The organism is Pseudomonas petrae (assembly GCF_021728295.1).
GTDB lineage: Bacteria > Pseudomonadota > Gammaproteobacteria > Pseudomonadales > Pseudomonadaceae > Aquipseudomonas > Aquipseudomonas petrae.
Map to the genome: position 1 here is coordinate 1 of NZ_JAKJXE010000024.1, position 14,515 is coordinate 14,515.

The 14,515-nt window shown below is 62.8% G+C and carries 12 protein-coding genes and 1 pseudogene; 8 read left to right on the top strand and 5 right to left on the bottom strand.

Annotated features, from left to right (window positions below):
- Nucleotides 1-102: 102 nt before the first annotated feature.
- The 3 genes and pseudogenes from L4G42_RS25640 to L4G42_RS26495 form a co-directional block, all read right to left on the bottom strand.
- Nucleotides 103-1,347 (bottom strand): D-mannose isomerase, encoded by a 1,245-nt coding sequence (locus tag L4G42_RS25640; RefSeq protein WP_237253784.1) that lies wholly within the window; start codon nucleotides 1,345-1,347, stop codon nucleotides 103-105.
- Between the two features lie 278 nt (nucleotides 1,348-1,625).
- Nucleotides 1,626-2,489 (bottom strand): methyl-accepting chemotaxis protein, encoded by an 864-nt coding sequence (locus tag L4G42_RS26490; RefSeq protein ID WP_419789409.1) that lies wholly within the window; start codon nucleotides 2,487-2,489, stop codon nucleotides 1,626-1,628.
- Nucleotides 2,484-3,251, bottom strand: a pseudogene (locus L4G42_RS26495) (MCP four helix bundle domain-containing protein); the annotation flags it as partial. The pseudogene L4G42_RS26495 and the gene L4G42_RS26490, both read right to left, overlap by 6 nt.
- A gap of 193 nt (nucleotides 3,252-3,444) precedes the next feature.
- On the opposite strand from L4G42_RS26495, the gene L4G42_RS25650 reads away from it, so the two are divergent.
- The 3 genes from L4G42_RS25650 to L4G42_RS25660 all read left to right on the top strand — a co-directional run bounded on the left by L4G42_RS25650 (nucleotide 3,445) and on the right by L4G42_RS25660 (nucleotide 5,845).
- A complete protein-coding gene (locus tag L4G42_RS25650; protein WP_237261390.1) occupies nucleotides 3,445-3,933 on the top strand; it encodes a GFA family protein in 489 nt (162 codons plus the stop codon).
- A 162-nt stretch (nucleotides 3,934-4,095) separates the two neighbouring features.
- Nucleotides 4,096-5,643, top strand: a complete 1,548-nt coding sequence (locus L4G42_RS25655) for an FAD-dependent oxidoreductase (RefSeq protein ID WP_237253787.1) — start codon at nucleotides 4,096-4,098, stop codon at nucleotides 5,641-5,643.
- A gap of 46 nt (nucleotides 5,644-5,689) precedes the next feature.
- Nucleotides 5,690-5,845 (top strand): hypothetical protein, encoded by a 156-nt coding sequence (locus L4G42_RS25660; protein WP_163022187.1) that lies wholly within the window; start codon nucleotides 5,690-5,692, stop codon nucleotides 5,843-5,845.
- A gap of 10 nt (nucleotides 5,846-5,855) precedes the next feature.
- Here the strand turns inward: L4G42_RS25660 and L4G42_RS25665 are convergent, their stop codons facing one another.
- On the bottom strand, nucleotides 5,856-6,953 hold the full coding sequence (locus L4G42_RS25665) for an MBL fold metallo-hydrolase (protein ID WP_237253789.1): 1,098 nt from the start codon (nucleotides 6,951-6,953) through the stop codon (nucleotides 5,856-5,858).
- A 228-nt stretch (nucleotides 6,954-7,181) separates the two neighbouring features.
- Here L4G42_RS25665 and L4G42_RS25670 point away from each other — a divergent pair, with 228 nt between their 5' ends.
- Entirely contained in the window at nucleotides 7,182-7,811 is a 630-nt protein-coding gene (locus L4G42_RS25670; protein ID WP_237253790.1) for a TetR/AcrR family transcriptional regulator, read from the top strand.
- A gap of 9 nt (nucleotides 7,812-7,820) precedes the next feature.
- On the opposite strand, the gene L4G42_RS25675 is transcribed toward L4G42_RS25670, so the two are convergent.
- Nucleotides 7,821-8,501 carry a DJ-1/PfpI family protein gene (locus L4G42_RS25675; protein ID WP_237253791.1) on the bottom strand — a complete coding sequence of 227 codons (681 nt, stop codon included), beginning with the start codon at nucleotides 8,499-8,501 and terminating at the stop codon, nucleotides 7,821-7,823.
- 174 nt (nucleotides 8,502-8,675) lie between these two features.
- Between L4G42_RS25675 and L4G42_RS25680 the strand changes: the two genes are divergently transcribed.
- The 4 genes from L4G42_RS25680 (at nucleotide 8,676) to L4G42_RS25695 (ending at nucleotide 14,117) form a co-directional block, all read left to right on the top strand.
- A complete protein-coding gene (locus tag L4G42_RS25680) occupies nucleotides 8,676-9,656 on the top strand; it encodes a GlxA family transcriptional regulator (RefSeq protein ID WP_237253792.1) in 981 nt (326 codons plus the stop codon).
- 789 nt (nucleotides 9,657-10,445) lie between these two features.
- Entirely contained in the window at nucleotides 10,446-11,795 is a 1,350-nt protein-coding gene (locus L4G42_RS25685; RefSeq protein ID WP_237253793.1) for a GntT/GntP/DsdX family permease, read from the top strand.
- A complete protein-coding gene (locus tag L4G42_RS25690; protein WP_237253794.1) occupies nucleotides 11,796-12,656 on the top strand; it encodes a MurR/RpiR family transcriptional regulator in 861 nt (286 codons plus the stop codon).
- Between the two features lie 3 nt (nucleotides 12,657-12,659).
- Nucleotides 12,660-14,117, top strand: coding sequence for an N-acyl-D-amino-acid deacylase family protein (locus tag L4G42_RS25695; protein ID WP_237253795.1), 1,458 nt, complete (start codon nucleotides 12,660-12,662; stop codon nucleotides 14,115-14,117).
- Nucleotides 14,118-14,515 lie beyond the last annotated feature (398 nt).

The following is a 14,515-nucleotide window of genomic DNA, read 5'->3' on the forward strand; positions in this document are numbered from 1 at the left end:
ATTTTGACAATTCCCGTCATCTGCGGCGAACAAAATCCCGTAGGAGCCGGCTTGCTGGCGAAAGCGTCCTTCCAGGCACATCGCCCTAAGCTGACACGCCGACTACGCCCGGTGCGCCAACGCTGTCGCCAGGCTTTGCTCCAGCGGCAACACCGGCAGCAGCGTCGCCTGATAGGCGTGGTACAAGTCCGGCTTGCCGGCCCAGATGTCCGCGCTGGGCTGGTTTTGCGGGTTGAGTTCGTGGCGCCAGCTGCCGTTTTCGAGGTCGATGAACAGGGTTTCGTTGAATTCCCAGAACGTCCGGTACCAGTCTTCGTATTGCTGCTCGTGGGTGCGTTGCAAAAGCGCCGCGGAGGCAGCGGCGGCTTCGGCGTGGGTCCAGTGCAGGCGATGGCGGACCACCGGGCGGTTTTCCCAGTCGAGGGTGTAAACGATACCCGGCGCGCCATCGACGTCCCAGCCATAGCGGCAGGCGTTTTCGAATAATCCTCGCGCGGCTTCCAGCAACCAGGCCGGGGTTTCCAGCCCGGCTTTGCGCCGCGCGGCTTCCAGGTGTAACACCAGTCGCGCCCACTCGAAAGCGTGGCCGGGCGTTGTTCCGTAGGGGCGGAAACCGTCGTCGGGCTTGTCGACGTTGTAGTCGGGAACCGGCTGCCACTGCAGAGTGAAATGCTCGATCACTTGATGATTGTTGCCGGCGGCGTGCTGATGGATGACCCGCTCGACGATGCTCAGCGCCCGATCCAGCCAGCGCGCATCGCCGGTGACGTCGGCCAGGGCGAGGAACGCCTCGGTGCTGTGCATATTGCTGTTGGCGCCGCGATAGCTTTCTTCGTTGCTCCAGTCGCGGTCGAAGGACTCGCGCATGGCGCCTTCTTCCTCGCTCCAGAAATGCCCGGTAATCACCTGAATCGCTTGCTCCAGGAGCGCCTGCGCGCCGGGGCGACGGGCGACAACTGCGGAGCTGGCAGCCAATGCAACGAACGCGTGCAGGTAGGCGGCTTTGCCGGTGTCGGCGCTGTGCTCCAGGGGTTTGGCAAACCAGCCGCCATGCTCGGCATCGCGCAACGGCCCGGCCAGCGCCGCGATGCCGTGATCGACCAGCGCCGCGCAACCGGGAATGCCGTTGATGTGCGCCATGGCGAAACTGTGGGTCATGCGTGCGGTGTTCATGGTCTCGGCCACGGCATCGGCGGGCAGCCGGCCGAAGTCATCCAGATTGCCGAAGCCCTGGGGCAGCTTCGAGGCCTTGGCAAACGCCAGCAACCGATTGCCCTCCTGCATCAGCCAGGCCTTGTGACCCGGGGAGCGCAGCCAACTGCTGAAATCGCGATTCACGTCATCCATTGCCCTTCACCTATCTCGTCGGCAGGTTCGGCCCGCCAGGAATTATTAGTCGGGGCGAATCATGCAAGCCGAGGGCAGCGACAGGCAAGTGAATGAGGTGAAAGGGTGCCGTTCTTGGCCTGTTCCCGGCTAAAGCCGGTCCTACCAGGAAGGCGTCATTTGTCACACCGCAAAACTGAGGGAGCTCAAACCGGCCTCTTCCCGGCTGAAGCCGGTCCCACTAACACCGCGTTACCGTGTAGGACCGGCTTTAGCCGGGAAGCCTTTGAAGCCAGCCATCAAACCCGAAAGCGCGTCACCACCTGGTTCAACTCAGCCGCCAGCCGGGAGAGTTCGTTGCTCGACGCGCTGATCTGGTTGGCGCCGGACGACGATTGCATCGAAAGGTCGCGGATATTGACGATGTTGCGGCCCACTTCCCTGGCGACTTGCGCCTGCTCTTCGGCGGCGCTGGCGATGACCAGGTTGCGCTCGGAGATTTCGTTGATCGACGTGGTGATACGGTTCAGCGACTCGCCGGCGCCCTGGGCCAATCCCAGTGTTTCGGTCGCGCGGGAGCGGCTCACCGACATCGATTCCAGCGCCTCGGTGGACCCGCTGCGCATGGTCGTGACCATCTTGTCGATTTCCAGGGTCGACTGCTGGGTGCGGTGGGCCAGTGCGCGCACTTCATCGGCGACCACGGCGAATCCGCGTCCGGACTCCCCCGCTCGTGCGGCTTCGATGGCGGCGTTCAACGCCAGCAGGTTGGTCTGCTCGGCGATGGAACGAATCACGTCCAGCACCTTGCCGATGTCCTTGGACTGATCGGCCAGGCTCTGCACCAGGTCCGAGGTGTGCTGCACGTTGCCGGACAGGGTCTGGATCGAATTCACCGTGTCAATGACGCGACTCTGGCCGTCGCGTGCCGCGGTGTTCGATTCGCCCGACGCCTGGGACGTCGACACCGCGTTGCGCGCGACTTCCTCGACCGCCGAGGTCATCTCGTTCACCGCCGTGGCGGCCTGTTCGATTTCGGCGTTCTGCTGGTGCAGGCCGCGATGGCTGTCTTCGGTCACCGAGTTCAGCTCGGTGGCGGCCGACGCCAACTGGCTCGCCGAGTTGCCGATCAGGCTCAGGGTCGAACGCAGGTTGGTCTGCATCTGCTGCAACGCGCTCTGCAACCGCGTGACTTCGTCGTTGCCTTCGACGCGAATGTCATGAGTCAGATCGCCCTTGGCGACGTATTCGGCGGCATCAACCGCTTCCTGCAGCGGCCGCACGATGCTGCGGGTCAGCCACACCGCGAGCACCACCGTCGCCAACGCCGCGATCAGCACGAACACCAGCACCACGTTTCGGGACTTGCCGTACTGCGCTTCGGCGGCGGCGCCTTCGAGCTCGACCTGATGAGAGTAGAAATCGCCGAGTTCGCCCAGCTGCGCGCCGGAGTTGTCAACGGCGGTTTTCATGTCCACCAGCAGCAGCTGGTTCAGTGCCTTGAGGTCGCCGCTTTCGGCGAGCACGAAAGATTGGGTCAAACCGCGCTGATAATCGGCCAGGGTCGCGCGGAATTTACCGTACAGCACCTTCTCTTCCGGGGTGTCGATGAAGGTGTCGAGGCTGGCGAGTTTTTCGTTAAGGATCTTCGAACGCGCGTCCATCTGACCTTTGTAGACGCCGACGTTTTTCGGATCGGCGTCAAGCGCCACCCGCAGCGAAATCGTGCGAATACGCAGCATGGCTTCGCGGATGTCATTGACCAGACGCATGCTCGGCATCCAGTTGCTTTCGACTGCCACTTCGCTCTGGCGGATCGTCGACATCTGGCTCAGGGCGAACCAGCCGAGCAACGCGACCAACAGGGAAATCAGGGTAAACCCAAGGCCGGCGCGGCGGGCGATGGTCAGGTTGCGTAGGCTCATAACGGTGGGCTCATTGTTTTAAGGGCGGGACGCCAAGTCGTCGTATGACTACCGCTTATCGACGCTGCCGCAGGCTTCTTGAGCCGCCTGCCTATGAAGAATCTGAACGCCTGTTCGAGAAAACTTCGAACCCCGCCAGCTTGAGCGGTCTAGACCTTTGAGCCCGACATCACATTTCAAGCGGAGGTGAATCATGCATCTGGAAGGTTCCTGCCATTGCGGCGCCGTCGAATTCAGCCTGACAAGCGCCCATCCCTACCCCTATCAACGCTGCTACTGCTCGATCTGCCGCAAGACCCAAGGCGGTGGCGGTTACGCGATCAACTTGGGCGGCGATGCGAAAAGCCTCGACGTCAAAGGCAAGGACAGCATCGCCATCTACCACGCCAGGATGCGCGACCACGACCATCACGAAACCCACATCAGCAGCGCAGAACGGCATTTCTGCAAACGGTGCGGCAGCGGGCTGTGGTTGTTCAGCCCCGAGTGGCCGGAGTTGATTCATCCCTTCGCATCGGCCATCGACACGCCGTTGCCGACCCCGCCGGAGCACACGCATCTGCTGCTGAACTCCAAAGCGTCGTGGGTGGAAGTCGCTGCAGGACCGAATGACCAGCAGTTCGAAGCGTTTCCCGAAGAGTCGATTGCCGACTGGCATAAGCGGCTGAAGTTGACTCAATAGCCTGGCGCGGTGAAATGACCACGGGCTTCGGGCGTTCCTCTGGCAGTTGAAGCGGACGGAGCGCTCGACCGAACGCCCGATAATTCCCTGAACCTCTCCCCTGACGACCGACTCCCAACTAAAAGCCCATAAGCCCAATAAAAAGTCCACGAGGAAGCGCACATGCCCCTGCATCGAGTCGCCACCCTGATCGATCTTCAGCGAGATCGCGGTCTTCAGGTCGAGTTTGGCGAAACCAAGGCGCTGCTGGTTCTGCACGGCGACGAAGTCCGCGCATTTCAAGCCTTCTGCCCCCACGCCGGTGCCCCCCTGGCGGACGGCGCCATCTGCAACGGTCATCTGATCTGCCCCTGGCACAAGGCTGAATTTTCCATCGACGACGGCCACCTGTGCGAACCGCCTGCGCTGGACGCCCTTATTCGCTACCCCGTTCAACTCATCGACGGCCACGTGCACGTCGATGACCAGCCCATCACCGTACACACGCCGACGCGGGCCGAAGACAGCCGCCGCTTTGTCATCATCGGCGCCGGTGCGGCGGGTACGGCCGCCGCTTGCGCGTTGAGGGAAAAAGGCTTCAACGGCCAGTTGCTGTTGATCGACAGAGAGGCCGCGCCCGGCTATGACCGCACCGCCCTCAGCAAATTTGTGCTGTCGGCCGAAATGGACACCGATGAGATCCCTGCCCTGCGCGACGACGTGTTCTACCTGAACAACCGCATCGAGCGAGTGCATGGCGAGGTGATGAAGCTGGACGTCATCAATAAGCGCGTGACTCTGGCGGACGGACGCCGCTATGAATATGACGCGGCGTTGGTCACCACGGGTGGCGAGCCGCGCGGGCTGTCCCTGGAGGGCGCGGACCTGCCGCAAGTGCTGACGCTGCGCAGTCGCGATGACGCCAGCCGAATTCTCGCGGCAGTCCACCCCGGCAGCCACGCGCTGATCGTCGGCGACAGTTTTATCGGACTGGAAGCGGCGTCGGCGTTGCGCACACAGGGCGTGAATGTGACGATTTTGGCCCGTCACGAGGTGCCGTTTGCCGCTCAGCTGGGCGAGCGAGTCGGCAAGGCGTTGCGCGCGCTGCATGAGCACAACGGCGTGCTGTTCCGCACTCACGTCGACGTCAGCCGTTTTGAGGGCGATGAACAAGATGGCCAGCGGGTGCTGCAGACGGCGGTGCTCAGCAATGGCGAACGACTGCAGGTGGATCTGGCATTGGTCGGCGTCGGCGTGAGCCCGGTGACGCATTTCATCGACGGCCTTCAGCTGGAAGACGATGGTTCACTGACGGTCGATGACGGCATGCGCGCCGGCAAGGAGCTGTGGGCGGCGGGCGATATTGCCACTTTTCCCCTCAACCATCAGCCGCGGCGCATCGAGCACTGGCGCCTTGCCCAGCAGCAGGCGCGCATCGCCGCGGGCAACATGGTCGGCGAAGACCTGCATTACACCGATGTGCCGTATTTCTGGACCTACCATTTTGAAAAGCGCCTGGATTATCTCGGCCACGCAAAGGATTGGGACGACATCGTCTACCTCGGCGAACCGGAGCGGTTCGACTTCCTGGCACTTATCTGCAAGCAGGGCATCGTGGCGGCCGTGATCGGCTGTAAGCGCGAACGGCCCATGGCAATGCTCGCCGAACGCATGAAGCATCCGCTGTTCAAAGACGAAGCGTTGATGCTGATCAATCAGATCGACGATTAAGCACAGACTTCAGAATCATTCATTTATCCGCACATCGGAGGGCGCCATGCCTGATAAAGAGTCCAACCGCGAAGACCTCGACCACAAACCTGAAAACGCAGGCAAGGTCGGCGAGGAACACAAACAAGCCAATCAAAGCGGTGAACAGCAGCGACCACCGGAAACGGAGCATCCGGCAGATCCTACGGACGCCAAACCTTGAAACAGCGGCTTCAGCCGCGGGTGGTGGCCTGTCGGCGGTCGTCGCGCTGTTCGGCGTGGCGGGCGGTCTCCGGCTCGGCAACCTTTTCGACCTTCAGCCACCACGCCTCGCCCCGGCTCGGGTACTGGACGTAAAATGGCTGGCCCATTTCCGGGGTGGTGATCGAGATGCTGCGGTCCCACGCTAGGGCAAGAATCCGGTCGAACGGCTCGTGCCAGGCGTGCATCGCCAGGTCGAACGTGCCGTTGTGGATCGGCAGCAGCCACTTGCCGCGAAGGTCGATGTGCGCTTGCAGGGTCTCTTCAGGCTGCATATGCACGTCCGGCCAGTCGACGTTGTACGCGCCGGTCTCCATCAGGGTGACGTCGAACGGGCCGTACTGCTCGCCAATCAACTTGAAGCCGTCGTGATAACCGGTGTCGCCGCTGAAAAAGATCCGCTGTTCGCCATCGAGAATCACCCACGACGCCCACAGCGTCTGGTTGCCGTCCCGCAACGTTCGGCCGGAAAAGTGCTGCGCCGGGGTCGCCACAAAGCGAATGCCGTGGATGTCCGTCGACTGCCACCAGTTCAACTGTTGAACCTTGGCCGCCGGCACGCCCCACTCGATCAGCGTGTCGCCCACCCCCAACGGCGTGATGAAATGCTCGGCCTTGTCCTTGAGCACCTGAATGGTCATGTAATCGAGATGGTCATAATGGTTGTGGGACAGGATCACTGCTTTCAGCGGCGGCAGGTCTTCAAGGCGGATCGGCGGCTGGTGGAAGCGCTGCGGACCGGCCCATTGCACAGGCGAGGCACGATCAGCGAATACGGGGTCGGTCAGGAAGTATTCACCGCGCAGTTTCAACAGGACTGTGGAGTGGCCGAGCCGGTAGACCGTGTTGTCGGGCGCCGCGAACAGTTGCTGGCGCGACAGCGGCTGAACCGGGATCTCCCCGGCCGGGCGGGTGTGGTGGGGTTTGTTGAACAGGGCGTTCCAGAAGATGCGCAGGGTTTTGCCAACGCCTGAGCGCGCCATCGGCTTGTGATTGAGATAGCGACCTTCGCGCCGAGTCAGGACGGGCAGCGCAGGATTTGAATCAAGGTTTTTTTCGATCGAGGCCATGAGGGTGCTGACTCCATGAAACGGGTGAAGGTGGCGCGTGCGCAAGCTGCAAGAGCATGCCGGACGCTGAAGCTTAGGCTTGAAGCTTACAGCTTGTAGCTTTCGGCTGCTTTTACACTACACAGTGTAGTTTCAAGCTTGCACGATGCGCAAAGAGAAGTAAACTGCCCGGTGTAATTTTCTTGCCGGGGGACTTCGTTGCCCGGCTCACCTCACAGAAGCGAATCCATGACTGCCCCACTGCGACTGACCGACCGTAAACGCGAAGCCATTGTTCAGGCGGCAATAGCCGAATTCCGCGACAACGGTTTCGAGGTCACGAGCATGGACCGCATCGCCGCCCGGGCCGAGGTGTCCAAGCGCACGGTCTACAACCACTTCCCCAGCAAGGAAGAGCTGTTTTCCGAAATGCTCCATCGCCTGTGGTCCACCGCCGCGACGCAGACCGACGCGGTGTACAAGCCCGGCGTACCCCTGCGCGATCAGCTGCGCGAATTGCTCGACGCGAAGATGAAGACCCTTGGCGACAGCAACTTCATCGACTTGGCCCGCGTGGCCATCGGCGCAACCATTCACTCTCCCGATCGTGCGCAGGCCTGGGTCAGCCGACTCAATCAGCGCGAAGAAACTTTCACCGTCTGGGTGCGCGGCGCCCAGCAGGATGGCCGCCTGAAGGCCGTCGAGCCGGTGTTCGCTGCGTCGCAGATTCATGCGCTGCTCAAGGCCTTCGCCTTCTGGCCGCAAGTCACCCTCAATGAACCCCTGCTCGCGCCGGACAAGCAGCGCGAAGTGGTTGAGTCGGCCCTCGACCTGTTTTTGTGCTGGTATGAAATCCCGCTCGATAAAGCCCCGATTTAGTACTGCCCGTTAACCCATGGCCGCCGTGACGCGCTCGACAATCTGCCGGCGTGCGAGCAACCCGGGCATGGCGCGATCGGTGGCGACGGCGAGAATATTCGCGGGTGCCGTGTCCGGTCTGCCGGAATCGTAAGGCGGTGCCGGCGCGTATTCCAGTTGCAACTGGAGGGTCCGGGAGGTATCCGCGTCGAACACTTCGCTGATCAGCGTCAACGCAAAATCGATACCCGCCGTTACGCCGCCACCGGTCATCAAATTGCCGTCGCGCACCACGCGCTCGTGTACCGGAATCGCGCCGAACTGCTCCAGCAGTGAATGGGACGCCCAATGGGTTGTGGCGCGGCGACCTTTCAACAGCCCTGCCGCGCCGAGCACCAACGCGCCGGTGCAGACAGAGGTCACGTATTGAGCTGAGGCCGCCTGATGCTGAATGAACGCCAGGGTTTCCGGGTCTTCCATCAGTGCATCGACCCCTACCCCGCCCGGCACGCAGATCACGTCCAGGTCCATGCAATCGGCGAAGGTCGTGGTCGGGACCAGCGTCAGGCCGGTGCTGGACTGCAGCGGCTCGAGGTTTTTCCAGACCAAGTGCACGACCACGCCGGGCATGCTGGCGAAGACATCGTAGGGACCGGTCAGGTCCAGTTGCTGGACTTTGGGGAATACCAGCAAGCCGATATGCAGAGTCATGGTGTGTTTCCTTGTTTTAAAAGTGATTCATCTGACGGAATGAAGGGGCGCAGCCGATGCGACTCCAGGCTCGCGACTGGACGAAACCACTGTAGCGATCTAGCCTCTGGCGGATACGCCATAAAGCCGACAATTCACGCCAATCCTCATGCCACTCTTCACAACGAGCCTGTCATGCCCCATCTGCCCAAACCGGTTCATGTTCTGGCCTTTCCCAATGTGCAGTTGCTCGACGTCACCGGCCCCCTGCAGGTATTCGCGTCCGCCAACGTCATGGCGCAGGCAGCTGGCCGGAAAACGCCTTACCGGCCCGAGGTGATTGCCCGGGAATCCGGTAGCGTGGTCTCCTCCGCCGGGCTCGGCCTGCTCACCCACCCGCTGCCGTCCACGCCTTCGGACACGCTGATCATCGCCGGTGGCGGCGGCGTGCATACCGCGCTGCTGGACCCGCATTTGGTGGACTGGGTGCGAACGCAATCCGCCAGTGCCCGGCGCGTGGCGTCGGTGTGTACCGGCGCATTTTTGCTCGCGGCCGCCGGCGTGCTGGACGGTCATCGGGTGGTCACTCACTGGGACAGTTGCGATGAGCTGGCGCGGCGTTTCCCGCAACTGCGCGTCGACCCCGACCCGATCTTCATCAACGAAGGCAGTCTGTGGACATCGGCCGGGGTGACCGCGGGTATTGATCTGGCGCTGGCGATGGTCGAGGCGGATCTGGGCCGCGACATCGCCCTGGCCGTCGCGCGGAATCTGGTGGTGTTTCTCAAGCGCCCGGGCGGGCAATCCCAGTTCAGCACGGCGCTGTCGATGCAGCACCAGACCCGCGATCAAGGCAGCCGGTTTGGCGACCTGCACGCCTGGATTCTCGACAATCTGGCCAACGACCTGTCAGTCGGCACGCTGGCGGCGCAGGTTGGCATGAGCGAGCGCAGTTTCGTCCGCCACTACCGCGCCCACACCGGGAACACGCCGGCGCGGGCCATCGAGCAATTGCGCGTCGAAGCGGCGCGGCGACTGTTGGGGGACAGCGCGCTGCCGATCAAGCGCATCGCCGACCACTGCGGTTTCGGCACTGAAGAGACGTTGCGGCGCAGCTTCATGCGCGCGGTATCAGTGACGCCTCAGGCGTATCGGGAACGGTTCAGCGCGGGGTGAGTCCCTGATTTCAGTGGGACCGGCTTTAGCCGGGAAGAGGCTGGTGCAGGCGTTTGCAGCAAGCCGGCTCCCACAGATCCCGTGCCTGACGCTGAATCTCAGCCAGCCAGATCCCCTGTAGGAGCGCGCTTGCCCGCGAATGCAATTTGCCTGTGCCATCGATTTCGCCTGACCCGCCGCATTCGCCAGCAAGCCGGCTCCCACAAATCCCGTGCCTGACGCTGAATCTCGGCCAGCCGAATCCACTGTAGGAGCGCGCTTGCCCGCGAATGCAATTTGCCTGTGCCATCGATTTCGCCTGACCCACCGCGTTCGCGGGCAAGCGCGCTCCTACAATTGATCTGCGCATACCGATACATTGCGGCGCACTGCTAAGCCACCGTGGTGAGCTTGCTCGCGAGTGCGGTCTGCCTGGGCCATCAATCTCGCCTGACCCGCCGCCTTCGCCAGCAAGCCGGCTCCCAGGGAACGCATAGGGAGCAACATACGTGCAGCCGGGCGAAGAAATTAATTTTCATGAATTGATCTTTTTATCCTGTTTCGTGTAATTTAATTTCCATCACGAAATCAGAGATAACAATAATGCCTGCCTGTGATCGTCCCGCCCCCGCTTTCCTTTCGCCGTTCATGGCGCTTGCAACACCCACTGCCGAGATCGTTCTCACCGCCTGGCTGCGTACCGGTTAACGCCATTGCGCGGGTTAGCCCTGCTCTGTTTTTAGCTCAACAGGCTCAGCCCCGCCGCCGCCCAAGCCCTGACCTCCTCATTCTCAGCAAGGAATCCGTTGCATGCCTCCGTCAACCGGCCTGTCTCTGTTGGTCTACGCCGCCGTCGCGATCATCGCCCTGATCGTGCTCATCGCGCGCTTTCGTCTCAATCCGTTCATCGTCATCACCCTGGTGTCCGTCGGCCTCGCGCTGGTCGCCGGGATGCCGGCCAATGCCGTCGTCGCGTCCTATGAGGGCGGCGTCGGCAAGACGCTCGGGCACATCGCGCTGGTCGTGGCGCTGGGCACCATGCTCGGCAAAATGATGGCCGAGTCCGGCGGCGCCGAGCAGGTGGCTCGCACCTTGATCGACCGCTTCGGCGAGCGCAACGCGCACTGGGCGATGGTCTGCATCGCGTTTCTGGTGGGACTGCCACTGTTCTTCGAAGTGGGCTTCGTGCTGCTGGTGCCGATCGCGTTCACCGTCGCACGCCGGGTTGGCGTATCGATTCTGATGGTCGGCCTGCCCATGGTTGCCGGCCTCTCCGTGGTCCACGCCTTGGTGCCGCCGCACCCGGCCGCGATGCTGGCGGTGCAGGCCTATCAGGCGTCGGTGGGCCAGACCCTGTTCTACGCCATCCTCATCGGCATCCCCACCGCGATCATTGCCGGCCCGATTTACGCGCGCTTCATCGTGCCGCACATTCATTTGCCCGATGAGAACCCGCTCGCCAAACAATTTCTCGACCGTGAACCCCGCGCTCAATTGCCGAGCTTCGGCATTACCATGGCGACCATTCTGCTGCCGGTGGTGCTGATGCTGCTGGGTGGCTGGGCCAACCTGATTTCCACGCCGGGCAGCGGTTTCAACAGCTTCCTGCTGTTCATCGGCAACTCGGTGATCGCGCTGCTGCTGGCCACGTTGCTAAGCTTCTGGACCTTGGGCATCGCGCAGGGCTTCTCCCGCGATTCGATCCTGAAATTCACCCAGGAATGCCTGGCGCCAACGGCCAGCATCACGTTGCTGGTGGGCGCGGGCGGCGGTCTGAACCGGATTCTCGTCGACAGCGGCGTGACCAACGAGATTGTCGGACTGGCGCAGGACTTTCACCTGTCGCCGCTGTTGATGGGCTGGCTGTTCGCCGCACTGATGCGTATTGCCACCGGCTCGGCCACGGTGGCGATGACCACGGCGTCCGGCATCGTGGCCCCCGTGGCCCTGGGCCTGGGCTACCCCCATCCGGAGCTGCTGGTGCTGGCGACCGGTGCGGGCTCGGTGATTTTTTCCCACGTCAACGACGGCGGGTTCTGGCTGATCAAGGAGTACTTCAACATGACGGTGGCACAGACCTTCAAAACCTGGACGGTGCTGGAAACGCTGATTTCGGTGATCGCTTTCGTCCTGACCCTCGGGCTGGCGCAGGTGATCTGAGTGGACATTCTTTACCAGATCCGCGCCCGCCAGGAGTCGTTCAGCGCCGGCGAAGGCCGCATCGCCAGACTGGTGCTCAGCGACGTGGCGTTTGCCGCCAGCGCCAGCCTCGACGACCTCGCCGCCCGCGCCGAGGTCAGCAGCGCCACGCTGTCGCGTTTCGCCCGCACGGTGGGCTGCAAGGACCTGCGCGACCTGCGTCTGCAACTGGCCCAGGCCAGCGCCGTGGGCAACCGCTTCCTCACCCCGGAGCAGGCACCGGAACAGTCGGCGTTTTTCACCCAGATCGTCGGCGACATTGAGTCCACCCTGCGTCAGCACCTGGCCGGTTTCGATGAATCGCGCTTCCAGGCAGCGGTGGCCCTGCTGGCGCCGGCGCGGATGATTCACAGCTTCGGCATGGGCGGCGCGTCCAGCCTGTGCAGCGAGGAACTGCAAACCCGGCTGGTGCGCCTCGGCTACCCGATTGCCGCCAGCCGCGACCCGGTGATGATGCGCCTGATTGCCGCGACACTCGGCCCCGAGCACAGCGTCATTGTCTGCTCACTGAGCGGGCGCACCCCTGAATTGCTCGACGCGGTGGATCTCGCCCGCAGCTATGGCGCGAAGATTCTCGCCATCACCCTGCCCGGCTCACCGCTGGCGGAACGGGCGGATGTCTTGCTGCCGCTGCAGATCGCCGAAACCAATTTCATCTACAAACCCACGGCCGCGCGCTATGGCATGCTGCTGACCATCGACGTGCTGGCAACCGAACTGGCGCTGACCGCCCCCGACGCCAACCGCGAACGGCTGCGACGGATCAAGCTCGCGCTGGATGACTACCGCGGCGGCGACGACGGCCTGCCCCTTGGAGACTGACCCATGCTTTACGACCTGATCATTCGCGATGCGCTGGTGATCGACGGCAGCGATACGCCCGGTTACCGCGCTGACGTGGCCCTCCGCGAAGGCCGCATCCAGCGCATCGGTGACCTCCACGACGTCTCCGCCAGCGAGGAGATCAACGCTGCCGGCCGCGTGCTGGCGCCGGGTTTCATTGATGTGCACACCCACGACGACACTGTGGTGATTCGTCAGCCGGCGATGCTGCCGAAGATCACCCAGGGCGTGACCACGGTGATCGTCGGCAATTGCGGCATCAGCGCCTCACCTGTTTCGCTGGCGGGCGATCCGCCGGATCCGATGAACCTGCTCGGCCCCGCTGCCGCATTCGTTTATCCGCGCTTTATCGACTACCGCAACGCGGTGGACGCAGCGCGGCCGGCGGTCAATGTGGCGGCGCTGATCGGCCACACCGCGCTGCGCAGCAATCACATGGACGATCTTTTTCGAACGGCGCGCGCTGATGAAATCAGCGCCATGCGCGGGCAATTGCGCGACAGCCTGGCGGACGGCGCGCTGGGCCTGTCCACCGGTCTGGCCTATGCCTCGGCTTTCGCAGCCGAAACCGACGAAGTCAAACAGTTGGCCGAGGAGCTCACAGCGTTCGGCGCGGTGTACACGACGCACCTGCGCAGCGAGTTCGAGCCGGTGCTGGAGGCCATGGACGAGGCGTTCGAGATTGGCCGTCACGCCAAATCGCCGGTGGTGATTTCCCACATGAAATGCGCGGGCGCGGGCAATTGGGGCCGCAGCCCGCAGCTGCTGGCGTCCCTGGAAAACGCCGCGCTGACCCACCCGGTGGGCTGCGATTGCTACCCTTATGCGGCCAGCTCTTCGACGCTGGATTTGAAACAGGTCACCGATGCGTTTCCGATCACCATCACCTGGTCGACACCGCATCCGGATCAGGGCGGCCGCGAGCTGAAAGACATCGCCGCCGACTGGGGCCTTTCACTGGTGGACGCCGCGCGAAAACTGCAGCCCGCCGGCGCCGTGTATTACGGCATGGACGAGAACGACGTGCAGCGGATCATGAAACACCCGCTGTCGATGATCGGTTCGGACGGACTGCCCGAAGACCCGTTCCCGCACCCACGCCTATGGGGTGCGTTTCCCCGGGTGCTCGGGCATTTCAGTCGGGATGTAGGGCTGTTCCCGCTGCACACCGCCGTGCACAAGATGACCGGACTGACCGCCACGCGCTTCGGGCTGCATGATCGCGGCTTCGTGCGCGAAGGGTATTGCGCGGATCTGGTGCTGTTCAACGCGGACACCGTGCGCGATGTGGCGGATTTCAAAGAACCAAAGCGCGCGGCCGAGGGGATTGATGCCGTCTGGGTCAACGGGCATCTGAGTTACGCCGAAGGCAAACCCCAAGGGGAACGGCAAGGACGGTTCTTGCCGCGCAGTGGATCTCTGGTGGGTGGGTTTGGTTAATTTCTGTAGGACTGGCTTTAGCCGGGAAGGCGTCAGGCGGCACACCGCAAATCTGGGCTGTACACACTGGCCTCTTCCCGGCTGAAGCCGGTCCCACTAAAAGCATGCGGTCTGTAGGACTGGCTTTAGCCGGGAAAGCGTCAGGCGGCACACCGCAAATCTGAGCTGTACACACTGGCCTCTTCCCGGCTGAAGCCGGCCGCACTAAAAGCATGCGGTCTGTAGGACTGGCTTTAGCCGGGAAAGTGTCAGGCGACACACCGCGAATCTGGGCTGTACACATGGGCCTTTTCCCGGCTGAAGCCGGTCCCACTAAAAGCATGCGGTCTGTAGGACTGGCTTTAGCCGGGAAAGCGTCAGGCGGCACACCGCAAATCTGGGCTGTACACACTGGCCTC